The organism is Paenibacillus sp. EKM10P (assembly GCF_011800655.1).
Taxonomy (GTDB): domain Bacteria; phylum Bacillota; class Bacilli; order Paenibacillales; family Paenibacillaceae; genus Paenibacillus; species Paenibacillus polymyxa.
In genome coordinates this window covers 28,556-51,528 of sequence record NZ_JAALET010000020.1, presented here as the reverse complement: position 1 = coordinate 51,528, position 22,973 = coordinate 28,556, and the positions used below count along the sequence as shown (strand labels likewise).

The 22,973-nt window shown below is 39.1% G+C and carries 14 protein-coding genes and 1 pseudogene; 14 read left to right on the top strand and 1 reads right to left on the bottom strand.

Features of this window, described 5'->3' with window-relative positions; translation table 11 throughout:
• The first annotated feature begins 39 nt into the window (after positions 1-39).
• The 8 genes and pseudogenes from HFE01_RS24995 (at position 40) to HFE01_RS24960 (ending at position 12,928) form a co-directional block, all read left to right on the top strand.
• Positions 40-909, top strand: coding sequence for an SMP-30/gluconolactonase/LRE family protein (locus HFE01_RS24995; RefSeq protein ID WP_107733606.1), 870 nt, complete (start codon positions 40-42; stop codon positions 907-909).
• A gap of 632 nt (positions 910-1,541) precedes the next feature.
• Complete coding sequence (locus tag HFE01_RS24990) at positions 1,542-4,208, top strand: glycosyl hydrolase (protein ID WP_107733605.1); 2,667 nt, start codon at positions 1,542-1,544, stop codon at positions 4,206-4,208.
• Positions 4,209-4,294: 86 nt separating this feature from the next.
• Entirely contained in the window at positions 4,295-4,840 is a 546-nt protein-coding gene (locus tag HFE01_RS24985; RefSeq protein WP_107733604.1) for a PTS sugar transporter subunit IIA, read from the top strand.
• 325 nt (positions 4,841-5,165) lie between these two features.
• A complete protein-coding gene (locus tag HFE01_RS24980; RefSeq protein WP_107733603.1) occupies positions 5,166-8,807 on the top strand; it encodes an S-layer homology domain-containing protein in 3,642 nt (1,213 codons plus the stop codon).
• Between the two features lie 266 nt (positions 8,808-9,073).
• Positions 9,074-9,526, top strand: coding sequence for an RrF2 family transcriptional regulator (locus HFE01_RS24975; protein WP_025364889.1), 453 nt, complete (start codon positions 9,074-9,076; stop codon positions 9,524-9,526).
• A 331-nt stretch (positions 9,527-9,857) separates the two neighbouring features.
• Positions 9,858-10,748, top strand: a pseudogene (locus HFE01_RS24970) (NAD-dependent epimerase/dehydratase family protein); the annotation flags it as partial.
• 509 nt (positions 10,749-11,257) lie between these two features.
• Positions 11,258-11,959, top strand: coding sequence for an SDR family oxidoreductase (locus tag HFE01_RS24965; protein ID WP_016820924.1), 702 nt, complete (start codon positions 11,258-11,260; stop codon positions 11,957-11,959).
• Between the two features lie 336 nt (positions 11,960-12,295).
• Positions 12,296-12,928, top strand: a complete 633-nt coding sequence (locus HFE01_RS24960; RefSeq protein ID WP_107733602.1) for a GNAT family N-acetyltransferase — start codon at positions 12,296-12,298, stop codon at positions 12,926-12,928.
• A gap of 22 nt (positions 12,929-12,950) precedes the next feature.
• On the opposite strand, the gene HFE01_RS24955 is transcribed toward HFE01_RS24960, so the two are convergent.
• Positions 12,951-13,760 (bottom strand): MerR family transcriptional regulator, encoded by an 810-nt coding sequence (locus HFE01_RS24955; protein WP_107733601.1) that lies wholly within the window; start codon positions 13,758-13,760, stop codon positions 12,951-12,953.
• Between the two features lie 341 nt (positions 13,761-14,101).
• On the opposite strand from HFE01_RS24955, the gene HFE01_RS24950 reads away from it, so the two are divergent.
• The 6 genes from HFE01_RS24950 to HFE01_RS24925 all read left to right on the top strand — a co-directional run bounded on the left by HFE01_RS24950 (position 14,102) and on the right by HFE01_RS24925 (position 22,769).
• Positions 14,102-14,842, top strand: coding sequence for a LytR/AlgR family response regulator transcription factor (locus HFE01_RS24950; RefSeq protein WP_017426931.1), 741 nt, complete (start codon positions 14,102-14,104; stop codon positions 14,840-14,842).
• Position 14,843: 1 nt separating this feature from the next.
• Entirely contained in the window at positions 14,844-16,145 is a 1,302-nt protein-coding gene (locus HFE01_RS24945) for an ATP-binding protein (RefSeq protein ID WP_167438746.1), read from the top strand.
• A gap of 123 nt (positions 16,146-16,268) precedes the next feature.
• Complete coding sequence (locus tag HFE01_RS24940) at positions 16,269-18,311, top strand: serine hydrolase domain-containing protein (protein WP_019687283.1); 2,043 nt, start codon at positions 16,269-16,271, stop codon at positions 18,309-18,311.
• A gap of 546 nt (positions 18,312-18,857) precedes the next feature.
• Positions 18,858-19,841, top strand: coding sequence for a LacI family DNA-binding transcriptional regulator (locus HFE01_RS24935; RefSeq protein WP_029515032.1), 984 nt, complete (start codon positions 18,858-18,860; stop codon positions 19,839-19,841).
• Between the two features lie 202 nt (positions 19,842-20,043).
• Positions 20,044-21,279: an MFS transporter gene (locus tag HFE01_RS24930; RefSeq protein WP_025364897.1), complete on the top strand. Its 1,236-nt coding sequence runs from the start codon at positions 20,044-20,046 to the stop codon at positions 21,277-21,279.
• Between the two features lie 11 nt (positions 21,280-21,290).
• Entirely contained in the window at positions 21,291-22,769 is a 1,479-nt protein-coding gene (locus tag HFE01_RS24925) for a glycoside hydrolase family 32 protein (RefSeq protein WP_025364898.1), read from the top strand.
• The last annotated feature ends 204 nt before the right edge of the window (positions 22,770-22,973 follow it).

Here is a 22,973-nt window from a genome sequence, read left to right as displayed (position 1 = left end):
TTTCTGGAAGTAATGTATATTGATAAGGAGATGTATATTATGAATTATGAAACTAAAATTCTTTTGGATGAACTGGTGTGGGGCGAAGGCCCGCGTTGGCATGCGCATAAACTCTGGTTTTCAGATATATTTGGTAAAAAAGTGATGAAAGTTGATATCAACGGCAAGGCTGAGATCGTTGTGGATGTGCCGACCTTGCCATCTGGACTAGGATGGCTTCCTGATGGTCGGTTGCTTATAGTTTCAGGAGATGGCCGAATATTGCGGCAGGACCCGAGTGGGCTGTCGGCAGTAACAGACCTTAGCAAGTTAGCAGTGGGTATTAATGACATGGTAGTAGATCATAAGGGACGTGCTTACGTTGGAAGTTATGGTTATGACGTACGGTCTTATAAGCCTGACCAAGAAGTAGAAGCATGGATAACACTGGTTACCCCAGAAGGGGATGTGCGTGTTGTAGCTGATAAAATGATTTGTCCTAATGGAATGGTCATTACTTCTGACGGAAATATGCTTATAGCGGCTGACACGTTTGCGAAACAGCTTGTTGCATTTAACATTGAAGAAGATGGATCACTAACAGGACGCCGTGTCTGGGCATATATGGAAGCTGGTCCTGATGGGATTTGTATTGACGCTGAAGGCGCTATCTGGGCTGCTACTCCGAATAGGGGTGAGGTGATTCGTTTACGTGAAGGTGGCGAAGTAACTCACCGCATAAAAGTATCAACTACACCTTTAGCATGCATGTTAGGAGGACCTGAGCGCAGGACATTATTCATTGTCACAGTAGATGCGCATAATGATTTAGATGTAGATACCTTAAGTAATCCTGAGGCTGCTCAGATTAAACGTGGCTCTCGAATTGAGGTTGTTGATGTCGAGGTTCCAGGTGCAGGTCTACCATAACTTTCTAACGTTATTTAAATATTAAAAAGCTAACATGTCTTTAATTCAGAACCTATTTATAAAAGCCTTAAAAGATATACTGGACAAACTCAAAACCTAAGCTATTGATACTACGAATTATGGTATCAGTGCTTAGGTTTTATTGTGCTAGTTTACAGGGAATTTAAATTATCGATTAAAAGAAGGAACTCATGGCTAATCAAAAGCAATATTATGCGCATAAAAAGCATACTACCCATAGATATATTTTATAGGGTTAGTTTTGTTTCAAGTTTAATGCGAGGAAAATATTAAGATAGGTCAGTGAATGCGTGATGATTTGATATTTTAGAGTATTTGAGAAGATGATATCCTTTATTTATAGAGATCATACGCATTTGGTGGTAAAAGGAGGATAGTATGCGTATTTGAATTAATTCAAATATATAAAGGCTCAATTTTCAATGTTAAAAACGAATAAGTTTATTGTATGTTAGATTTGGTTAGTTATTTTCTTTTATTTTGATATTTAAATGCCTAAAGTATGGATACTATATGAAATAATTTATTTTTAATTGATATAAAATGAACTGCTATTCTACTTACATAAAAAGGTGATTGGTAGATAGTATCAAGAAAGGAACGAATAATATATGAAGAAATTAGATGAAGTTTTAGAAAATAGGGAAAGTAATTATATAATGCCGTTCTTCTGGCAGCATGGTGAAGAAGAAGGTATATTACGCGAATATATGAAAAAAATTAATGAATCCGGAATAAAAGCTGTATGTGTGGAATCACGTCCTCATCCTGATTTTTTGGGGCCTAAATGGTGGGAAGATATGGATGTAATTATGGATGAAGCAAGAAAACGTAATATGAAAGTGTGGATTGTAGATGATTCTCATTTTCCAACAGGTTATGCCAATGGAAGAATTAAAAAAGAATACCCAAATCTACAAAAATTATTTTTAAAAATCCATCAGCAAGATTTTGCAGGTCCATATAAAGATGCAGGAATTATTGTAAAGTGGGCAGCCAATGGTTCAAGAGATGCTGTAATGAGCGTGGGAGTAGAAAAGTCTAAAAAGGAAACAAGCAAATTTAGCTTGGAAGATAAGATCATAGGAGTAATTGCAGCGAAGATAATTAACAGTGATGAAATAGATCCTGATACTTTATGCGATATATCAGACAACCTAATGAATGGCGTTGTTTACTTTGATATTCCAGAAGGGGACTGGAGAATTTTCACTATTGTACAAACCTTCAATGGTGGAGAAAAGTCTACAGAAGGTTATTTGAATCCAATTGATGCAAGAGGAACACAAGTATTAATTGAAACAGTTTATGAAGCACACTTAAGTAGATATAAAGAAGATTTCGGAACAACTATTGCTGGATTTTTTTCAGATGAACCACGTTTTGGAAATGTGAAAGGACCCCACGCTTCAATTGGAAGATTTGACATGGTATTGCCATGGAGAGAAGATCTGATAGACCTATTGCAAAAAAACACTTCAGAAGAGGTTGTTAAATATTTACCTTTGCTATGGGCGAATGGAAAGTCAAAAGAAAATAAAATTAGATATTTATATATGGATTTGATAACTAAGCTGTATTCTGAAAATTTCACCCAAAAGTTGGGGGAATGGTCCAGAGCCCATAATGTTGAATATATTGGGCATGTAATAGAGGATAATAATGCACATGCCAGATTAGGCTATGGAGCAGGTCATTTTTATAGAAGCTTGTGGGAACAAGATATGTCAGGGCTAGATGTAGTATTACATCAAATATTGCCCGGAATGGATAAAGGATATTTTAAATCATCTACATCATCAGGTTGGGATGGTGAGTTTTTTCACTATGCATTAGCTAAAATGGGAGCCTCTTTGGGCCATATGGATGAAAAGAAAAACGGACGCACAATGTGTGAAGTTTTTGGAGCGTATGGATGGGGCGAAGGATTAAAGCTAATGAAGTGGATAACGGATCACATGCTCGTTAGAGGAGTTAATTACTTTGTACCACATGCGTTTTCGCCAAAAGAATTTCCAGATTTAGATTGTCCACCTCACTTTTATGCTCATGGTAAAAATCCACAGTTTAGATACATGAAGATTTTAAATGATTATACGAATAAGATTAGCCATTTGCTGACTGATGGGATACATGTAGCACCCGTAGCTGTCTTATATCATGGTGAAGCAGAGTGGTCCGGTGAATATATGCTATTACAAAAACCGGCTAAAGAGTTAATGCAAAATCAAATTGATTTTGATATATTGCCCACTGATATATTAATTACGTCTGAAATTAAAGATAAGAAGCTTATTGTAAATAACGAATCGTTTTCAGTGCTAGTCATACCATATTCTGAATCTTTACCAAAAAAACTAATAGAAAAACTATTAGTTTACTTAGAGGCTGGGTTTAAAGTTTATTTTATAGATGATCTTCCAAAGGGTTCTAGTGAAGGTATTAATATTGATAAGGAACTTCGAAAATTACAAGAAGTTGAAAATTGTAAAGTAATAGGGCTTGATAATTTAGTAACTGATTTAAAAAATTCAGATATTTATGATATCCAAGTTTTTGATCAGCAACCATACTTAAGATATTATCACTATACCCATCAAGATGGAGATGTATTTATGTTCTTCAATGAACATCCGTATCATTCCATTAATACAGTGGTTGAGGTTCCTCTTCACTTAGATGCATATGTATATGATGCCTTTGAAAATAAAGTTCTTAATATAAATTTAGAGAGAACTCAAAAAGGCAGCAAGTTTAAATTAAACCTTGAAAAATATGAATCTAAAATAATTATTTTTAGTAAAAACATAACGGCGAGTATCGAATCCATAATAACGGATAAGCAGCAGATCGATATTCAGGAGATCAGTGGTGAGTGGAAAATTTCGTTATCTACCTCTGAAAAATATCCTGAATTTGAAACCACTACAGTATTAGATAAGCTGGTTAACTTAGCAGCACCGAATTTATACCCTGATTTTTCGGGTACGGTTAGATACGAAATAGACTTCAACGTAAGTAAAAACTTTGAAAATGCATTTATATTCATAAAAGATGCCTATGAAATTGTGAATATTTCCATGAATGGCTGCCATGTTGGAAGTAAAATATGCCCACCCTATAATTTTGAAGTGAGCAATTGCTTAAGAATGGGGAGTAATAATTTAGTAATTGAAGTGACGAATACTTTAGAAAAAGAGCAAAAGGACTTTTTTTCACAGTACCTTATACATGAACCAACTGGCATTACGGGTTCTGTTAATTTAGTGCTTTACTAACCGTATTATTGTAGCTTCGGTCTAAAGCGGTTTAAATGAGATATTATCCTAAATTTAATTATTAAAATTACAGAGGATGGGTTCTTATGAGTTTTTCAAATTTTATTAAGAACATGTTTAATATACAAGATAAAAAAGAAACAATTAAAAAAGATCCAGCACTTAATAATAAACAAAAATCAGAAATAATATACAGCCCATTAAGTGGTGAGGTTAAAAATCTTAGTGAAGTAAATGACATCACATTCTCCCAAGAATTAATGGGGAAAGGAATAGCAATTGAGCCGTCTATAGGTAAAGTGGTTTCGCCGGTTAATGGGGAAATTGCAGCGTTCTTTGTTACTAAGCATGCTATTGCATTGAAGACCGACGATGGAGTTGAGATTTTAATTCATATAGGCATTAATACAGTTGCTTTAAAGGGCAAATATTTTGTACCTCATGTAAATGAGGGGGATCGAGTTAATATCGGAGACCTATTAGTAGAATTTGATGTGGAAGCTATTAAAAAGGAGGGATATGAAGTTATAACTTCTATCGTTATTACTAATACAGATAACTATAGAGATATCAAGAAAACGGATAGCAATAAGGTATTAGCAAAAGATAGGCTGATGGAAGTTATATCATGATAGTAGTGTGAAAAGGTGGAAGAGTAAAATAAGGCAGCCACCAATATGAGCATTTTCAGTGGGACCAAACAACGTAGGAATATTGAGGTGTTACTTAATCCAATAGGAAAATGCCTCAATTTTCCGACGTGATTTGTACAGCTGTGCAATTTGTTCAACAACGGAACTAACAAATGGATGTACAGAGTCCAAATGGAGTCCTATGTTCGTTACAGTGTTCCTTTAAATATAGATATAAATGAAAACGATTACAACAGTATGGAAACGCTTACGTTAAGAGGTTTTGTTTATACCTGGTGTGTAGCTAAAGGAAGGGGAATAGTTAATGAAGAAAAGCAAAATCATCAGTGCAATTTTAGCGGCTCTATTATTTTTGGTAGCAAATACGACGCAAATCAGTGCAAATTCAAATTTTTCATTAGCTATACATGATCATGTGGCTAATACCTCAATTAGCGATTATAAAAGAATGGAAAACGCGGATCTGAGCGAACTGGTGTTATCGAGCGGGACGCTGACTCCTGCTTTTGCAGCTGGAACAACCGAATACAGTGTGAATGTTCCTTACGATGTAACCAGTATTTCGGTAACAGCCAGCGTCTATGACAGCAACGCCACAATGAAAGTAAACGGGAAACCTGTTGCAAGCAGTCAGGCAAGCGACCCAATGAGCTTGAGCGCTAATAATAACATCCTCACCATCGAAGTAACCGGACAAGAAGGAATGGTGACGAAACTATATAAGGTGACCGTGACGCGAGTATCAGGTTCACCTTCATCATCGGATTGCACACCGCAAGAAACGGGAGGGCCTCTTTGGGTCACAGCAGCGTGTATCGACTCACAGTATAATAATCCAGTTATTGATAGGGAGGTTGACCTAACATCTCCAGTTCCGCATCATAAAGTGTCAGGCCACTTTGAGGGTACTGAAGCGAAGTTCAACTTTTACTTGCCGCCGAAAGAACAGTGGAAGGGCCGCTTCTTCCAGAAAGTATATCCGCTTTATGATGAGAATGCCTTTGATAGTCATATTGCTTTCGGCGCAGCCAGCGGGGCTTATACGGTTCAGACGAATGCAAGTAGCGGATACCGAATTGATGCAGCCGCGGCAAAGTTCTCCAAGGTGTACGCGGCGGATTACTACGACACTGACGATTATATCTATGGATATATATACGGTGGAAGCGGAGGCTCTCTTCAGACGATTGGTGCAATTGAAAATACTAAGGGAGTGTGGGACGGAGCAGTGCCATTTGTCCCGGTTGTACCAACGTCCATTCCAAACAATGGATTCATATTGGCCTATGCGAACTTTGTGCTCAAAGACAAGGCTTTACAGCTAAAGGACGCATTGAGCCCGGGAGGTAGCGGTGACCCTTATTCCAGTTTGAATGACATGGAGAAGGCAGTACTGCAAGAGGTGACGAAGTTGGGAGTTCCTTTAAGAGGGTTGGAGGGGGCACTCAGCCAGAACGATCTTCAGAGTCTCCTCTTTGGTTTCGGAGACACGATTAAATCGATGGATAGCACCTATGTCGAAGATTTCTGGAACAAGCCAGGCTACCTAGGTACGGAACAATCGGATCTCGGAGATTTGTTCCGCAGCGCCAAGATCGATCAATGGGCCACCATTACTCAGGTTAGCCGGGACAAGCAGAATGCACCGACAAGCGTTTCTCTTGACAATGCGCCATCAACACTGCCTCGAACCGGTGCAGATTACACACTTTATACAGCTGACGGAACGACAAAGATCGGGACACTAAAAGGTTCGTTTGATCCGACTAAGAAAAACTTCACGATTGGGAGCGAAAACTCCAATAGCGTATTAAGCGCCCTAGAAAGCGGTGCCAAACTGCATATCGACAACCGATGGCATCTTGCGTTGCTATCGTACCATCGTCACCAGGTTCCGAGCGGACCCAACTTTTATTCCTGGGATCAATTTAAAGCAGCTGACGGAACTCCCATTTATCCTCAGCGTCCTATGGAGATTGGCCCCATGATCATGAGTGGTGTTGCAGGAGGTGGCTCACACAACGGGCATATTCAAGGAAAAGTCATCCTTATCTCCAACTTGCTCGATATGGGATCTTTTCCTTGGCATTCGGACTGGTATAGTGCAAGGGTGAAGCAGTATCTTGGTGAAAGCTTTGATGATCATTTCCGTGTCTGGTTCAACGACAATGCGGATCATTACGATAATGGGGCAAGCACTTATACTGTTGTACAATATGATGGCATTCTCGAACAGGCACTTCGTGACCTAAGCGCTTGGGTAGAACAAGGGGTGGCTCCTGCAGAGTCAACCCAATACAAGGTAGTCGATGGTCAGATCAAGTTGCCGGAGAGTGCTGCGGATCGTAAGGGGATACAGCCGGTCGTCGATTTACTTGTTAACGGCACGACTAAAATTCATGTTAAGACCGGCCAACGTGTCACCTTCCAGGGCAAAGCTGCGGTCCCTCCTGGTAACAGTAAGGTTGTGAAAACTGAATGGGACTTCGAAGGTACGGGGAACTACAAGAAGGTATCCTTCGGTACCCCTAAGGCCTCGGTAACGGAGTCGGTATACTTTATCTATACCAAGCCAGGAATCTACTACCCAGCTCTAAGAGTGACCGCACAGCGTGATGGTGACGAAGAATCACCCTTTACACGAATTGAGAATCTAGAACGTGTTCGTGTAGTTGTAGAAGAAGAACAGAAAAATTCAGGGAAAGGAAAATCAAGCGAAGAAGAGAGCTCCTTAGGAAGTATACAAGACAAGGCTGGAGAAGAGAGCTCTATAGGAAGCCTACAAGACAATGTTGAGGTGGATAATGGTACAATAAGAGTGAAACCAACGATCAATGCTAATGGAAAAGCAACTGTTCAACTGAACGCTGAAACTGTAAAGCGGGCACTCAAACAAACAGATGGAGACAAACTTGGAATTAAAGTAGAAGCAATTGAAAATATGAATGAAATTGAAATTGAATTTCCTGTTGATGTATTGTTAAGCAATGGAAAATATTTAATTAATAATTTCGAAATCGAGACAGGATTAGCTAAATTAAATGTATCTTCAAAGTTGATTTCTAGAAGTTCAGCAGAGGCGAAGAATGTGAAGGTTTCTGTGACTAAAGTAAACTCATCCAGCCTATCACAGAAGATAAAAATTCCATTGGGCGATAGACCAGTTTACAGTTTTAGTTTGGAAATTGATGATAAAAAGGTAAGTGAGCTTGATGGAAGAAACGACGTTCAAGTGACAATACCATACAAATTGAAATCAGATGAGCAACCCAATAAGATGGTCATCTACCAAATTAGGGATAATGGAGATTGTAAAATTGTAGTTAATGGAAGACTAAACAAAAAGACAGATGGCATAGAATTTAAGCCTAAGCGATTGGGTAAGTTTGCAGTAGCTTTTACGGAAGTTAACTTCCAGGATGTAACAAAAGAGTGGGCAAAGGAGCCGATTGAGGCTTTAGCTGCAAGGGGCGTTATCATCGGAACAGGGGATGGAAAGTTCAATCCGGACGATAAAGTGACGAGAGCCGAATTCATTGCGATGCTGATGAATGTTTTTGAACTCACCGATAGCAATGCGACAACGACCTTTTCAGATATCAAAACAGGCGCATGGTACTATGATGAGGTTGCTACAGCACAACGGTTAGGTATTGTTAAAGGCAGACCGAACGGTAGTTTTGGTGCACAAGATGAAATCACGAGACAAGATATGGTTGTAATGGCCTATCAAGCAACGACCTATGCCGGGCTGACCTCAGATAGTGAAGCCCCGCTAAGCTTTGTCGATGCAAACGGCATTTCTTCATATGCGTTAGAAGGCATTACTGCAATGCACAACGCTGGAATAATAAGCGGAATGGATAAAGGAGAATTTGCACCAAAGTCTAAATCAACCCGTGCGCAAGCTGCAGTTGTAATTAATAATATTCTCTTCTCATTATAACGTTTGTTTTACAGAGGCTTACCCACTATCATACGATGGTAGGTAAGCCTTACTTCTTATAAACGTGCGTTGCTAGATACAAGATAATGAAGATCCATGAGGGTTAGTCGTCTTATACATCTGAAAACCTGGTACGAGAAATACGGGAATTTTACTCAACGCAACAAGAACCAATGCTAAAATTTAAGCCCACTTGTATATAGATGTTTCATTGAGTATAATGTGCTTATGGAAGTTGCATTTTAAAATGAGAAGGTGGGAGAAAATTGAGTACAGCGTCTCGGGGTGTTCACATTGGTCCCCCTCGTCTAAAAATAGCGATTCATGCCATTGTTTGGCTAGCTAAAAGTGGCAGCATGATCAGCAGTGCGTTGATAGCGAGACAAGTCGATTCGCATGCCACCTTTATTCGCAGAGTTATGCAGTCATTGAACAATGCTGGCATTGTTGAATCAAAAGGCGGACGAGAGGGTGGATATTTTTTAAAAAAATCTGCAGCAGAGATTACAATAGGCGATATATACGAAGCAATAAATAGTATTTCCAATGATACTGAAATTAATGTGGATTGCGGAGAAGACGGAGAAAAGTTAGATGTTGAGCAGTTAGATGTTGAACTTGAAAAGATTCTCCAGGAAGCTGAATTAAAGACAATTGAGTATTTGCGAAGTTATACGATTGCTCAATTAATGGATCGAGTCCAATTTTTTAAAGAATAATAAAGCTGGATAGCTAACATTAAGTTGCAGAATCATATGCAACTTTTTATTAGAATAAATTGTGCTTAATAAAAGCACAGAAAAAGAAAGGCATCTTGCTTAGCATGAGTTTGGACATTGACGGTTGCAAATCTATGAAAACGCGAGTGAATGGAAGGAAACATTCATTATAGTGGGAGGAATTATTATGGAAAAGAAACGTGCTGTGGTGATTGGAGCAACGGGGCAGATTGGGCGAGCAGCGGTGAACGCGCTGGCACGGATGGCTGGGAGGTAACGGCGGTCTCCCGAAGCGGGGGGCGGGACGAAGGATGGCCTTGAGGTACGCGTCGCGCAGGCCGACCGGGCCGATGATGCAGCCCTGGCCGCCGCAATCGGCGACGGCTGCGACGTGGTGGTGGATGTCGTCTCATACGGTGCCGCACACGCACGGCAGTTGACTGCTTTGGCTGATCGTATCGGCTCGGCGGTGGTCCTTTCCACAACGTTAGTATACGAGGACGATAAGGGACGTAACTTTAATACGGTAGCGGAACCGGACGGCTTTCCCCACTTTGCGGTACCGATCCTAGAAAGCCAGCGGACGATCCAGCCTGGTGAGACTACCTATAGTACTGGCAAGGTGGCTATGGAGCAAGAACTACTTGCGGCGGGCGACCGGTTGCCAACAACGATACTGCGCGCGGGCGCTGTTTACGGCCCGTATAGCTCATTCCCTTATGAGTTGTACTTCATCAAGCGTAACCTTGACGGGCGGCGTCAACGAGTTCTTGAGTACCGTGGGACAGGTCTTTTCCATCGGGTGAGCGTTCACAATCTCGCGGAGTTGATCCGGCTGGCGGCAGCGAACCCAGGCTCTCGGGTGCTCAACGCCTGTGACCCTAAGGTGCCAACAGTGGCCGAGATCGGAGCGGCAATTGATGCCGTGATGGGTGTAGAGACTCCCGAGACGTTACTGCTGGACGGTCCGGCTCCATCGCTGTCCGTGGGAAAAACACCGTGGATGGTTGATCACCCCATAATTTGCGACATGACCGCCGCCGAACGGGAGTTGGGTTATCGGCCGATAGCAGCCGACGTCCAGATCCTGACAGAGACGGTCGAGTGGCTGGCGGGACAACTGGCGGGACGGGACTGGAGAGAAGTATTCCCGTTGTTAGCCCAAGCGCAGCCACACCTCTTTGACTACGCAGCTGAAGACGCTTGGCTGCTAAAATCCTGAGGTGATAAACGAAGGGAGCGGTCGGAACTCCCAGCTCGCCTTTTATCCATCAAGCCTGTTCGGCCTTTGGGTTCAACGATTTGGCGAGCGGGGCGCACTTCATGTTGCATTTCATGTCGATTTTGCCCACCTTGCAGGTGAGGAGATAGATGTCCAAGCGCCATGCGTCCATTAATTATTGGAGGGGGTGATAACGTCAAAATAAAATAGTTATAGTTACAGATGCCAGGTTTCAGGATAGCAGGTCCAAGTGAATGGCTTGTACGTGGATTTACCCGTTTAGTTTTGCGGAATCGCCTGTCGGCCAGAAAATGCTCAGCGTTTTAGAAAAAGGCATTATACCATGTTACTAAATAGAACGGATAAAGCTTTCAGATTAGCGGGAAAAAACTTATTACGACTTGGTCATTTTCGACTTGACTTAAAGCGACAAATGAAACGTTCCTGGTCATTAAGCATAAACGAATGGTTTGCATGTCTAAAGAAGTGAAAATGAGGAGGATATCCATATGGGAAGAAAAATTGCAATCATTACAGGGGCGAATCGGGGGATCGGGTTTGAAATTGCTAAACAGCTAGGCAAGCTTGGCGTCACCGTCATTATGACGGCTCGCAAAGAAGATCAAGGGATGGCGGCCTGCGACAAATTGAAGCAGGAAGGGCTTGACGTTCATTTTCACCAGCTTGATATGACTAACGAGTCCAGTATTCGTAAGTTGGCTTACGACATGCGGGAGCAATTTGGAGTCGTTGACATTCTGGTTAATAATGCAGGCATCTCTATCGATGGTAATAAGGATACAACAAATATCGATTTGGAAACGGTTCGAACTACAATGGAAACGAATGTCTACGGTCCACTTCTCTTATCGCAAGTGCTCATCCCTTTAATGCAAGAAAGTGCAGACGGCAGAATCGTCAATGTATCCAGCAGCATGGGAGCTTTAAATGATGGTATGGGCGGCGGGTATTTTGCATACAGTATGTCCAAAACTGCCCTGAACGCGCTTACGTTAAAACTGTCAGCAGACTTAAGTAGCAGCAAAATCACGGTAAATTCAATGTGTCCGGGATGGGTTCGTACCGATATGGGTACTGCCGATGCTCCGAGATCGGTTGAGCAAGGGGCTGATACGGCTGTTTGGCTGGCGACGGGCGATGTAGGAACGACCGGCAAGTTTTTTAGAGATCGCTCCGTGATCAGTTGGTAACATAATAGTCCCTTTTATACAGGTGATATCATAGATGAAAGCTTTAGTTCTGGATCAATCGGGGCATCCTTATTGTCTGTAAATAATAAAGTTTTAGACTGTACGGAATCGCTAAACTAAATGGCGATAGTTCAATGAGTTTCACCTGAAAATGCCGAACTCTTTGTGATAGAGTTCGGCATTTTTTGGTTCTCCCAGTCTAACATAATTATTAGCCGTCTATTCTTGTAAGTGAGCCCTGTTGAAAAAGACACTGCATTAAATACTTGACTCTCCCCATTAGGGGAGACATTAAACTCAATTTGTAAGTTAATCGATTAAAAGGAGGAAGTCAAAATGAACTTAGATATTAGAGACATTAGAAAAGAGGATATAGAACCTATTAAAGCGATTATCGCAGATACCTGGAACGCAAAGGATTTTATCGAGGATGAAGGCATAATAAATGCAACAGTTACAATGATGTTCATAAGTCCAATATTAAATAAAAGTACTTTTGGAAGAGTAGCTACATTAGATGGAGAAGTCATTGGTGTAATTTTTGGTTCAAGAGTTGGTGAAATAACATCTTATAGATTGTTACAAGAAGATTATACAAGTGAATTGCTACAACTCTTAAATCTAAATGACATCGAACGAAAAGTATTAGTTGAACTCACCTCTATGACTAATGAGGCATACAGCAAGTTAATTAGAGGAAAAGAAGATGAGTTTCAGGGGTGCTTAGAATTCTTTGCTGTTTCTGAAGAAGCTAGAGGAAAAAAGGTAGGGAAACAATTATTTAATGAGCTCATCTCTTACTTAAAAAATACAAAAACAAATAAAATTTATGTGTATACAGATACAATGAGTAACTATGGATTCTATGATCATAATGGATTTGTCCGTCTTGATGAAGAAGTAACTGTATTTAATCTACCTAACGGCAAACTCGAAAATACAAATTTTATTTATGAATACAAGCTATAAGCTAAAAGTCAGCCCACCTTATTTATAGGGTGGGCTTTAGACTAATTTGAAATTGAGAGAAATGATTATATTGATTAAAAACATCTGTCACTAGATAAAACATATAAACCTTATTACACGTCAAACTGTTTTTCTCCAAATATTCTTTTACTAATTGAAATGTTTCAATTTCAGTATCTCCCGTGCAATTAATAGTTAAATATTCTCCTTTTGATAATTTAGATACATTAAAGGTATTTTTAAGAAATATATAATCATCTGATGTTATTAGACGAAATACATCACTGATTTTCCAATTATCATGGTGACATGAATAAATTAATCCATACTGAAACGTTTGGACTGCCAATTCGCCTAATTTTTCATCTAACTTATCGAATGACTTTATCTCATTAAGTTCTCCATCTTGAGTAGGTAAACTTAAAAAGTATCTGTCTTTAAATGTTTGAATATTAAATCCATTGTTCATAAGTTCATCTTCAGATGAATGGATAGCTGTCTTTAATATTTCTATTTGTTTATTAAGTTGCTCTAATTTCTTTATTTCTTTATGAATTTCTTCATTTTTCTGTTCCAAGTAAAATTTAAGGTAATTAGTATCGGCTTTAGCAAATAAAGCTTTAATTTCTTTAACACTTACATTACTTTGCTTACAAATTTTTATAATATCCAGATAGATGAATTGATTAATTGTATAATAGCGATAACCGTTATCGGGATTAGTGTATGCAGGTATTAACAAACCAATATTATGATAATAACGTAAAGCTTTTATCGTAACATTTTTTAATCTAGAAACTTCTCCAATTGAAAAATACCTTTTATTATCCATAAATTCCTCCAATAAATCTTATGTATGAAAGTCGTTCTCCTGATACATCAATTCCTATCTTCCTAATAAATCACAAGTTGTGTTCTTATTCAACGGGTCAAAATAGTCAAAACAGCAGCAAACCTCATTCCAGCGACATCGTCCACAAACCGACCAACCTACGCAAGCCCTGATGGCAAAAAGGGAACGCCTAAGCATAGAGAACGAATAGCACACAATAAATCGCATTTAAGGGATTTGAATTTGCGTTTTATCCAAAAGCTATGTATAGAATATTAAGATATTGTATACTGTTCAGACTATACTTCCTTGCAACATGTAGTGGGAAAGAGGGGGCATTTATGTATAGAGTGGCTATTTGCGATGATGAGTACAAGCAAAGAGAGCTTGTTAAAAATATGCTGATCGCTTTATCAATCAAAACAAATATAGAATTTAAAGTTGAATTATTCGACTCAGGAGAACAACTAGTATCTCATTATCAAAACCATGAGTCTCCATTCCATATCTTAATATTGGATGTTGAAATGAATGGCATGAACGGAATTCAAACCGCCCGAAAAATAAGGAGTTTAAATCACCTAGATGAACAGATTGTTTTTTTAACGAGCTACCCTGAATATATGGTGGAAAGTTTTGACGTAGTTACATTTCAATATTTAATAAAACCGATTGCTCCCTATATCTTTGAGGAAAAAATAATAAAGCTGTGTCAATATTTTCAAGCTCTCGATAAAAAATTCGTTATCATCAAGTCAGCTTATGAGGAAGTGCTTTTAAAATATGATGATATCATTAGTATTGAAGTGGCCAAAAGCTTGACCATAAAAAACAAGCTGCATTTTGTAACCTCTACACAAACCTATGATAGCAAAGGGATTCTTTCTGATTATGCATCAGCATTAAAGGAACATAATTTTTTGCAAATTCATCGTTCGATTATTATAAATTTAATTCATGTCAAAAAATTTGCTGGCGGTGATGTTCTGATGTCAAATGATGTAAAGTTGCCTATTGGACGTTCTAAAATAAAAGAAGTTAAAGATTTGTATACCAAATTTATGATTATGAAGATGCATTAATATGATGGTATATAACTACCTGTTTCTTAACCTATGTGTCGTACTGGTGATGTGCTTTCAGGTTAATTTTTATTTCAACTCGGTTTTTGATAAGTCCAGTCGAAAGCCGAACAGAACGATGTATTTCATTATTTTCGGGTTGTTGAACTTCTTATATTTAAGTGTCTATCTGACCCCTACGTTTTCCTCTATTTTAGCGTTATTTGTCATATTTAGCTTGGCTCAGTCTTATACCGTGGAAATAAAGACAAAGATCATTTTTTCCATTCTTTATGCTGTGTTGATCACCATCGTTAATCTTTTATCCCTGTATATTTTATATGCTGTAGACTCCGTTAAGATTAGCAACTTTAGTCATTTGAGCGGACAGGATCATTTGATATTTTCTAAGGTTATGCTACTCAGCTGTATTATCATGTTTGCTGTCATTCAGATTATACGGCTATTCGCCAAACGCAGAACCTTCCCTTTGCAGCATCGTTACTATTTTTTATTTTTAATCGTTCCCATCATAAGTATATACCAGGTTAATGTTTTATCTGTTTATAGTGAAAAGAATATGTATTATTTTGGCTCTATTATTGGCTTTATTTCTTTAAATGTTTTTATTATATACATCTTCGATAATGTTATTGAAAAATTCCAGTTAATGCATGAAAATGCTCAACTACAACATCAGATGGACTACCAAGATGCTAACTACGAAAAAACGGTTCACAGCTTCAAAAATATAAAAAGAATCATTCATGATACACATCAACAGTTTTTGTATATTGACGAATGTATCAAGAGAAATGAATTAGCTGAGGCGAGTGAACATATTAAGATCACATTAAATAAAATCGAAGGAGCATATCAAAGGGTTAATACCGGTAATCTGGTTATAGATGCCCTTGTCACGAATAGTCTTAATATTGGACAAGCTAATGGCATAAAGGTAGATACCCAACTTAACTTATATTCACAGAAAGTAAATATTGAACGTTATGATTTATGTGTTGCTCTAGGGAATATGCTGGATAATGCCATAGAAGCATCTAAAAAGGTCAAGATTGCTGAGGACAGGTTCATTCTTATTAAAATACATTCCAATGAGTCCGCGCTTTTCATTCACATTCTGAATCATGTGGAGAATGAAGTGGCTCATTTGCATAGTCAAAAATCAAACCCGGATGTTCATGGCATTGGCTTAACCAATATATCTAGAATATGTGATAAATACGGTGGGAATATGACCATTGAAACGAAAAATAAAGTATTCGATAATATGGTTTTATTACCATTTTATAAGGACATTCCTTAGACATCTTGTTGTTTAGGGATTATTTTTTACGTTTAAGGGTGTTTTTTTATATAGAATCCTCGTTCGTTGTATGATCAGGTCAGTAATAAAGTCTGATGAAGCTATAAGAGGAGGAAATATGGAATGAAGAAAATAATAGCTGTGTTCGTTTCTGCTATGCTTTTTGTGCTGCCAATGACGAATACTTTTGCTCAAGGCACTCCTGAACCCATCAAGGAAAAGGCTCGCAGTCTGGCCTCAGAGCTGGTATCCAAATACGGTGCTAGCGGTGTGCAGTATGCCATTATGGACCATGGAAACATCGTATTATCGGATAGCGTGGGTGTAAAGAATAAAGCAACCAACGAGCCGATCACCAAAGATACGATGTTTGGTATAGGCTCTACAAGCAAAATGTATGTAGCTGCTGCAACGATGATGCTGGTGGATGCCCATAAGGTAGATATTGATCAGCCGCTCACAACATACATTAAGGACTTTACAATGGCCGATGAAAGGTACAAAAAAATTACACCGCGTATGCTGTTAAATCATTCGTCAGGCCTTTACGGTGCCCACTTAAAAAATAGTATGTTATTTAATGACAATGATACAAAAAATCATGATGAGCTCTTGCTAAGGTTGCAATCAGAAACTTTAAAATCAAACCCTGGCGAATATTCCGTATATACCAATGATGGATTTCAATTGCTCGAAATATTGGTTGAGCGGGTGAGCGGTCTAAGTTACACCGATTTCCTGGCAAAGCATATAAATACCCCTTTGGGTTTGAAATCTACCAAAACACCTCTCGATCAATTTGATAGACAACAGCTGTCCAAAACTTATTTTCCTGCGATTGAGGGGGCCTTACCGGTTGAAAATGCCAATGTCATCGGGACAGGGGGCTTATACTCCACCGCGGAAGAGGTGGTTATGTTTTCAGAAGTATTAACGGGGAACAAACCCGATATTTTATCTAAGCAATCAGCCAAGTCCATGCAAAGTCATGAATATCGAAATGGAGTATGGGTACCTGAAGAGACAAACAGCTTTAATTATGGACTTGGTTGGGATGCGGTTCAGTTGGCACCGTTTAGTGATTACGGAATAACTGCGTTATCTAAGGGTGGCGATACTGTTTTGTATCACTCTACTTTGATCACCATACCAGAGCATCATATTTCTATGGCTGTGCTTTCATCTGGAGGTTCTTCCATCCTGGATAGTATTTTTGCTTCTAATGTTTTATTGGAGCTTCTAAAAGACAAGGGCATCATTAAAGGCATTCTACCAGGTAAAACCTTTGAACCTCCTGTAAAAGTGGAAATGCCATCTGATTTACTTACTTATTCTGGATTATATGGAACTGTGGGTACAACCATCAATGTAGAAATTAAAAACGGAGAGCTTGAATTACCAGCTTTTCTGGATGGAATAGTCCCGGCGCAAAAATATGTGTATACAGGCAATGGAGAATTCAAAAGCAGTGATGGCAGTGTAGCCATAGGCTTTGACAAACAAAAAAATGGGAAAACGTATATTAAGGCTAACTTCTACGTAAACTTTCCGGGATTAGGTCAAATGGTTATGGTGACTTATGAATATCAAAAGCTGGATGCCAATCCTCTAAATACTACTGTTAAAAAGGCATGGGAACATAGAAACGGGAAAAATTATTACGCCCTGGATGAAAAGATATCTTCTATTTTTTATTTGGCCCCATCATTTATAACAAAAAAAATATCCGTTGATCATAATGGATACGCAAGTGGTACTAAAATTGTGGATGAGAATAAAGCCGTTAATGCTGTTGAGATTCCTGTTATGAGAGGAAGAGATGCATTTGATTTGAATTTTACTACTAAGGATGGTTCAGAGTATTTAACCATAGATGGACAGTCCTACATCAGTGAGGATGCTATTAAACCTGTCCTGGGCGGGAAATCAGTGTACACCATACCATCGAATGGTCAAGCCACATGGTTTAAAATAGATAAAAACGTAGCCCATAAAACGATGACCGTTGATGTTCCAACAAGTGGAGGGTTCGCTGTCTATGATGAAAACGGAACGGTTGTAGATTTTTCAACTGCCAGCCATAACAATTCGGTTGTGCTGCCCAAAGGTGGCTTGATCGTTTTGGGTGGCAATGCAGGGGATAGATTTATAATCAATTTGAATTAAGCGTGTAGCCGCTCCTGAAAAATTTAGGAGCGGCTATTATGATAGGATGAGTTCTTTATTTTGGATTGTGTTTTTTTTGTCCCTTTTGCAGTAACACTTACCCCCTCAAGGAAATTACTATATTATGTGATATACTTCATTCCAGGATTTCTGAGGGTTTTTTTTTTGTTTACTAATGTCCTGCGACAACGACTTTTACGAAATCACATGTGAGATTCTTTTCACTACGGTAAATTCACATATTAGTCCATATAAAATGAGAAAAATATCGGGGTGTATACACTTTAATAGATACATTTATCCATAAGTTTCTAGATGATATTTCAACCAAGTTTATTCACTACCTCATACATACTACATAGTGTATACAATATTCTCGAGGAGAGACAGGAACATATATTATTGAAATATGATGAATAATAATGGTTAAAATGATGTCATTGCATATACAGCGCGGAATGATGAAGACATGTTTTTTCACGTTTAACAATGTTAAAATAATAGAATAATTGGAGACTTGGCATGAAGAGAAGGCAGGTTGAATCAATGAAACCAAAACTTAACGATGTTGCACAATTAGCTGGAGTTTCACCGACTACGGTTTCTCGCGTACTTAATAATCGTGGCTATATCAGTCAAGAAACGAAGGATCAAGTTCATAAAGCGATGCAGGAGCTAAATTATTTTCCTAATGATGTAGCTCGGTCATTATTTACTAAACGGACAAATCTGATTGGATTAATCATTCCAACTACGAGCAACCCATTTTTCGGAGAGCTGACTTTCCATATAGAGAATATTTGTGCGTCATTAGGCTATAAGCTGTTGCTATGTAACAGCTTAAATCAGCTGGATAAAGAAGAGTCTTATGTAGATATGCTTATGCGAAATCAAGTTGACGGTATTATCGTCGGTACACACAACCGAGGTATCGTAAATTATGAACAGAAGAATATTGCAGTCATTGCGATCGACCGTTTCCTATCCGATTCAATCCCAGTTGTAGGATCGGATAATTATATGGGTGGAAAACTGGCATCAGAGCTGCTTATTGAAAAGGGGTGCAAGCATATCTTACACATAAATGGCCCTGTTGAATTGGAAACACCAGCAAGTTTAAGAAGAAAAGCATATGAAGATGTGATGGAGCAGTATAGTCGAGAGGCAATTACCTATGAAGTACATGATCCCTTTCACCAACAGAATCACGATGAACCGATTAAACGCTTGCTCGATGAACATCCTGAAGTAGATGGATTGTTCGCGAGTAATGACATGGTGGCAGCGTCTTTTATTGCTGAAGCAAGAAGAAGAGGAAAACGGGTTCCTGAAGATATCCGTGTAGTTGGATATGACGGAACAGAAACAACCCGCAATCTTCTCCCTGAATTGACAACCATTCAGCAACCAATACAGGAGATCGCGAGATCTTCCATAGAGTTACTTATTAAAGAAATTGAAGGTGGCTTCAGTGATGTCCCGCGAGAAACCTATCTACCCGTGAAACTCATTGAAGCTAGTACAGCTTAATACAATTCCCATAGTTTTCAGCATTGTGATATAAGATGGAGCTATCCTTATTAGAGTAATTGAAATCAAAGAGGAGAGCTCTTTTTTCTTTCGAAAATATGTCAAGCGGTTGACATATGAAAGCGGTTGACATATAATCGATCTGTAAATACGAAAGTGCTTTCATTTACATCCAAATGTTCAACTTAGAGGAGCGTTCGATATGAGAAAGTCAAAGAGCATGTACTGGAAACTAAGTGCCTATTTCTTCTTTTTCTTCTTTACTTGGTCAGCAAGTTATTCATTGTTCTCCATCTGGCTAGGACAAGAAATCAGTCTAAATGGTGCTGAAACAGGTGTTATCTTTACTGTAAACGCTATCTTTGCGCTATGTATGCAACCGCTTTATGGCTATATATCTGATAAAATCGGATTGAAGAAGCATATTTTATTTCTCATCAGTTCTTTGCTCTTATTTGTTGGTCCTTTCTATATCTTTATCTATGGGCCGTTACTTCAATACAATGTATTTCTCGGCGCCATTGTAGGTGGATTATACCTGGGTATTTCTTTTTTGGCAGGGATCGGAGCCATCGAGTCTTATGTCGAGAAAATCAGCCGAAAATATGAATTTGAATACGGGAAATCTCGTATGTGGGGCTCGCTAGGTTGGGCAGCAGCAACATTTTTCGCTGGTCAGCTCTTCAATATCAACCCTAACATTAACTTCTGGATTGCATCAGTATCTGCTGTCATTCTGTTTATCATTATGATGACAATTAAAGTTGAGATGACAGATTCCGAGGTGGAGCAAGCAGAATCTGTTAACTTTAAGCAAATCGGATATTTGTTTGCAAATAAGAATTTATGGTTCTTCATTTTATATGTTCTTGGTGTTACCTGTGTTTACAATGTGTATGACCAGCAGTTCCCGAATTACTTTTCATCAACGTTCTCAACGGTTGCATTAGGCAATCAAGTTTACGGTTACTTAAATTCCCTACAAGTGTTCTTGGAAGCAGGCATGATGTTCTTAGCGCCTTTCATTGTCAACAAAATTGGAGCAAAAAAGGGTCTGATATTGGCAGGGTTCTTGATGGCGTTCCGGATCATGGGTTCAGGCTTAGTTATTGGACCTTATGGTATCTCAGCTATGAAATTGATTCACGCATTGGAACTGCCAATCATGCTGATTGCCGTATTTAAGTACTTGGCTGCTAATTTCGATACGCGTCTGTCTTCGATCTTGTATCTGGTGGGATTCCAGTTTATGAGTCAGGTAGGAGCTTCGATCTTCTCGCCAATCGCCGGTATGTCTTATGACATTAGAGGTTTTGCAAATACGTACGTGATTATGGGTGTATTCGTATTTGTCTTTACAACAATCTCAATCTTTACCTTAAAGAAAGAACCGAAAAATCTGGATCCCAAGCCTAACAAGCATATTGAAACAGCATAGGAGGAAGACAAATGAACACATATAATAACAATACGAAGCAAGCTGAGGAAGCATTGAAACAGGCAGAAGCAAAAATGAACAAGCGGTACCGGTTAGGTTATCATATTATGGCACCAGCAAACTGGATTAACGACCCCAATGGATTAATCCAATTTAAAGGTGAATATCACGCCTTCTATCAGCATCATCCTTATGATGAGAACTGGGGTCCAATGCATTGGGGTCACGTGAAGAGTAAAGACCTTGTACATTGGGAGCATTGTCCGATTGCATTAGCGCCTGGAGATGCGTGTGATCTTGATGGCTGCTTCTCAGGAAGCGCAGTAGATAATAACGGCGAACTGACATTGATCTATACTGGCCATCACTATATTGATCAACCAAACAATATCTTTTTCCAAAATCAAAATGTGGCAGTAAGCACAGATGGCATTCATTTTACAAAACTAGGGCAGAATCCCGTAATCGCTGAACCTCCAACAGATAGCTCACAGCATTTCCGTGATCCGAAGGTATGGAAGCATGAGGATACATGGTACATGATCCTAGGTAACAGCACGAAAGAAGATCTGCCGCGTGTTATTCTATATACATCTCCTGATCTTAGAACTTGGACCTATCATGGTGTGCTTCTGCAGGGAGATAAGAATATGGGCTTCATGTGGGAGTGCCCTGATTTTTTTGAACTGAACGGTAAGCATATATTTATGTTCTCCCCGCAAGGTATTGATGCGCAAGGAGATAAGTACAATAATTTGTTCCAGACGGGATATTATGTTGGCGAATATAATTATGATAGTAATGAATATAAACATGGAGAGTTCATCGAGTTGGATAATGGTCATGACTTCTATGCGGTTCAAACTTTTCTAGATGATCAAGGTCGCCGCATTGCGATTGGTTGGATGGATATGTGGGAATCGGATATGCCGACGAAAGCAGACGGCTGGTCCGGAGCATTGACGATCCCACGTGTAATTACGCTGGGTGCCAATAATAAATTGCTGATGAACCCAGTAGAGGAAATGAAGTTGCTTCGTCAAAGCGAACATGTTTTGCACCAATATTGCGCTATTTCTGGAAGTTACTTGACGGAAGTTGAAGCGGATCTGCTTGAAGTGAAGGTCGTGTTCGACCTGACGAAGTCAAGTGCAGATCTGGTAGGCTTGAAGCTTCGCGGTACAGGTGAGGAGGAAACGGTTATCACTTATTCTATCCCGGGTCAGAAACTTATGCTTGATTGTTCTAAATCAGGCAAAAAGACGGATGGAGTACGTCAAACAGCCTTAAGTGCAGAGGGGCAGATGACGTTACATGTATATCTGGATCGCTCATCCATTGAAATATTTGCTAATGAAGGGCAAGCTACGATGACAAGTCGCATCTATTCGAGTGAAAAACTGCTAGGCATAGAACTCGTAACGGAGGGCGGAGAGGCTCTAGTAAATGAGTTGACATACTGGAAATTGAAAGATATTTGGCAAGCTTAATAACTCGAAGAAAAGGTTGCTTTCTGAGTCCTTGTATTGACTTAGAAAGCAACCTTTTCTTATTGATAGTTAATCTGACTGCTATCGAAAAGAAAATTGAATACGAGCGAGTCTGGCAATAGCGACTTTCCCCGGAAATGCTCATCTACATGATAGCCAATTTTAAACCGAGCCTGGTTTCTGCGTATCCCCAATCATGCCCTT

Coding starts and splice junctions, on each gene's coding strand:
- HFE01_RS24995 (WP_107733606.1), top strand. CDS start 40: ATGAATTATGAAACTAAAATTCTTTTGGATGAACTGGTGTGGGGCGAA.
- HFE01_RS24955 (WP_107733601.1), bottom strand. CDS start 13,760: ATGGATAATAAAAGGTATTTTTCAATTGGAGAAGTTTCTAGATTAAAA.
- HFE01_RS24985 (WP_107733604.1), top strand. CDS start 4,295: ATGAGTTTTTCAAATTTTATTAAGAACATGTTTAATATACAAGATAAA.
- HFE01_RS24930 (WP_025364897.1), top strand. CDS start 20,044: ATGAGAAAGTCAAAGAGCATGTACTGGAAACTAAGTGCCTATTTCTTC.
- HFE01_RS24965 (WP_016820924.1), top strand. CDS start 11,258: ATGGGAAGAAAAATTGCAATCATTACAGGGGCGAATCGGGGGATCGGG.
- HFE01_RS24960 (WP_107733602.1), top strand. CDS start 12,296: ATGAACTTAGATATTAGAGACATTAGAAAAGAGGATATAGAACCTATT.
- HFE01_RS24990 (WP_107733605.1), top strand. CDS start 1,542: ATGAAGAAATTAGATGAAGTTTTAGAAAATAGGGAAAGTAATTATATA.
- HFE01_RS24940 (WP_019687283.1), top strand. CDS start 16,269: ATGAAGAAAATAATAGCTGTGTTCGTTTCTGCTATGCTTTTTGTGCTG.
- HFE01_RS24935 (WP_029515032.1), top strand. CDS start 18,858: ATGAAACCAAAACTTAACGATGTTGCACAATTAGCTGGAGTTTCACCG.
- HFE01_RS24925 (WP_025364898.1), top strand. CDS start 21,291: ATGAACACATATAATAACAATACGAAGCAAGCTGAGGAAGCATTGAAA.
- HFE01_RS24945 (WP_167438746.1), top strand. CDS start 14,844: ATGATGGTATATAACTACCTGTTTCTTAACCTATGTGTCGTACTGGTG.
- HFE01_RS24950 (WP_017426931.1), top strand. CDS start 14,102: ATGTATAGAGTGGCTATTTGCGATGATGAGTACAAGCAAAGAGAGCTT.
- HFE01_RS24980 (WP_107733603.1), top strand. CDS start 5,166: ATGAAGAAAAGCAAAATCATCAGTGCAATTTTAGCGGCTCTATTATTT.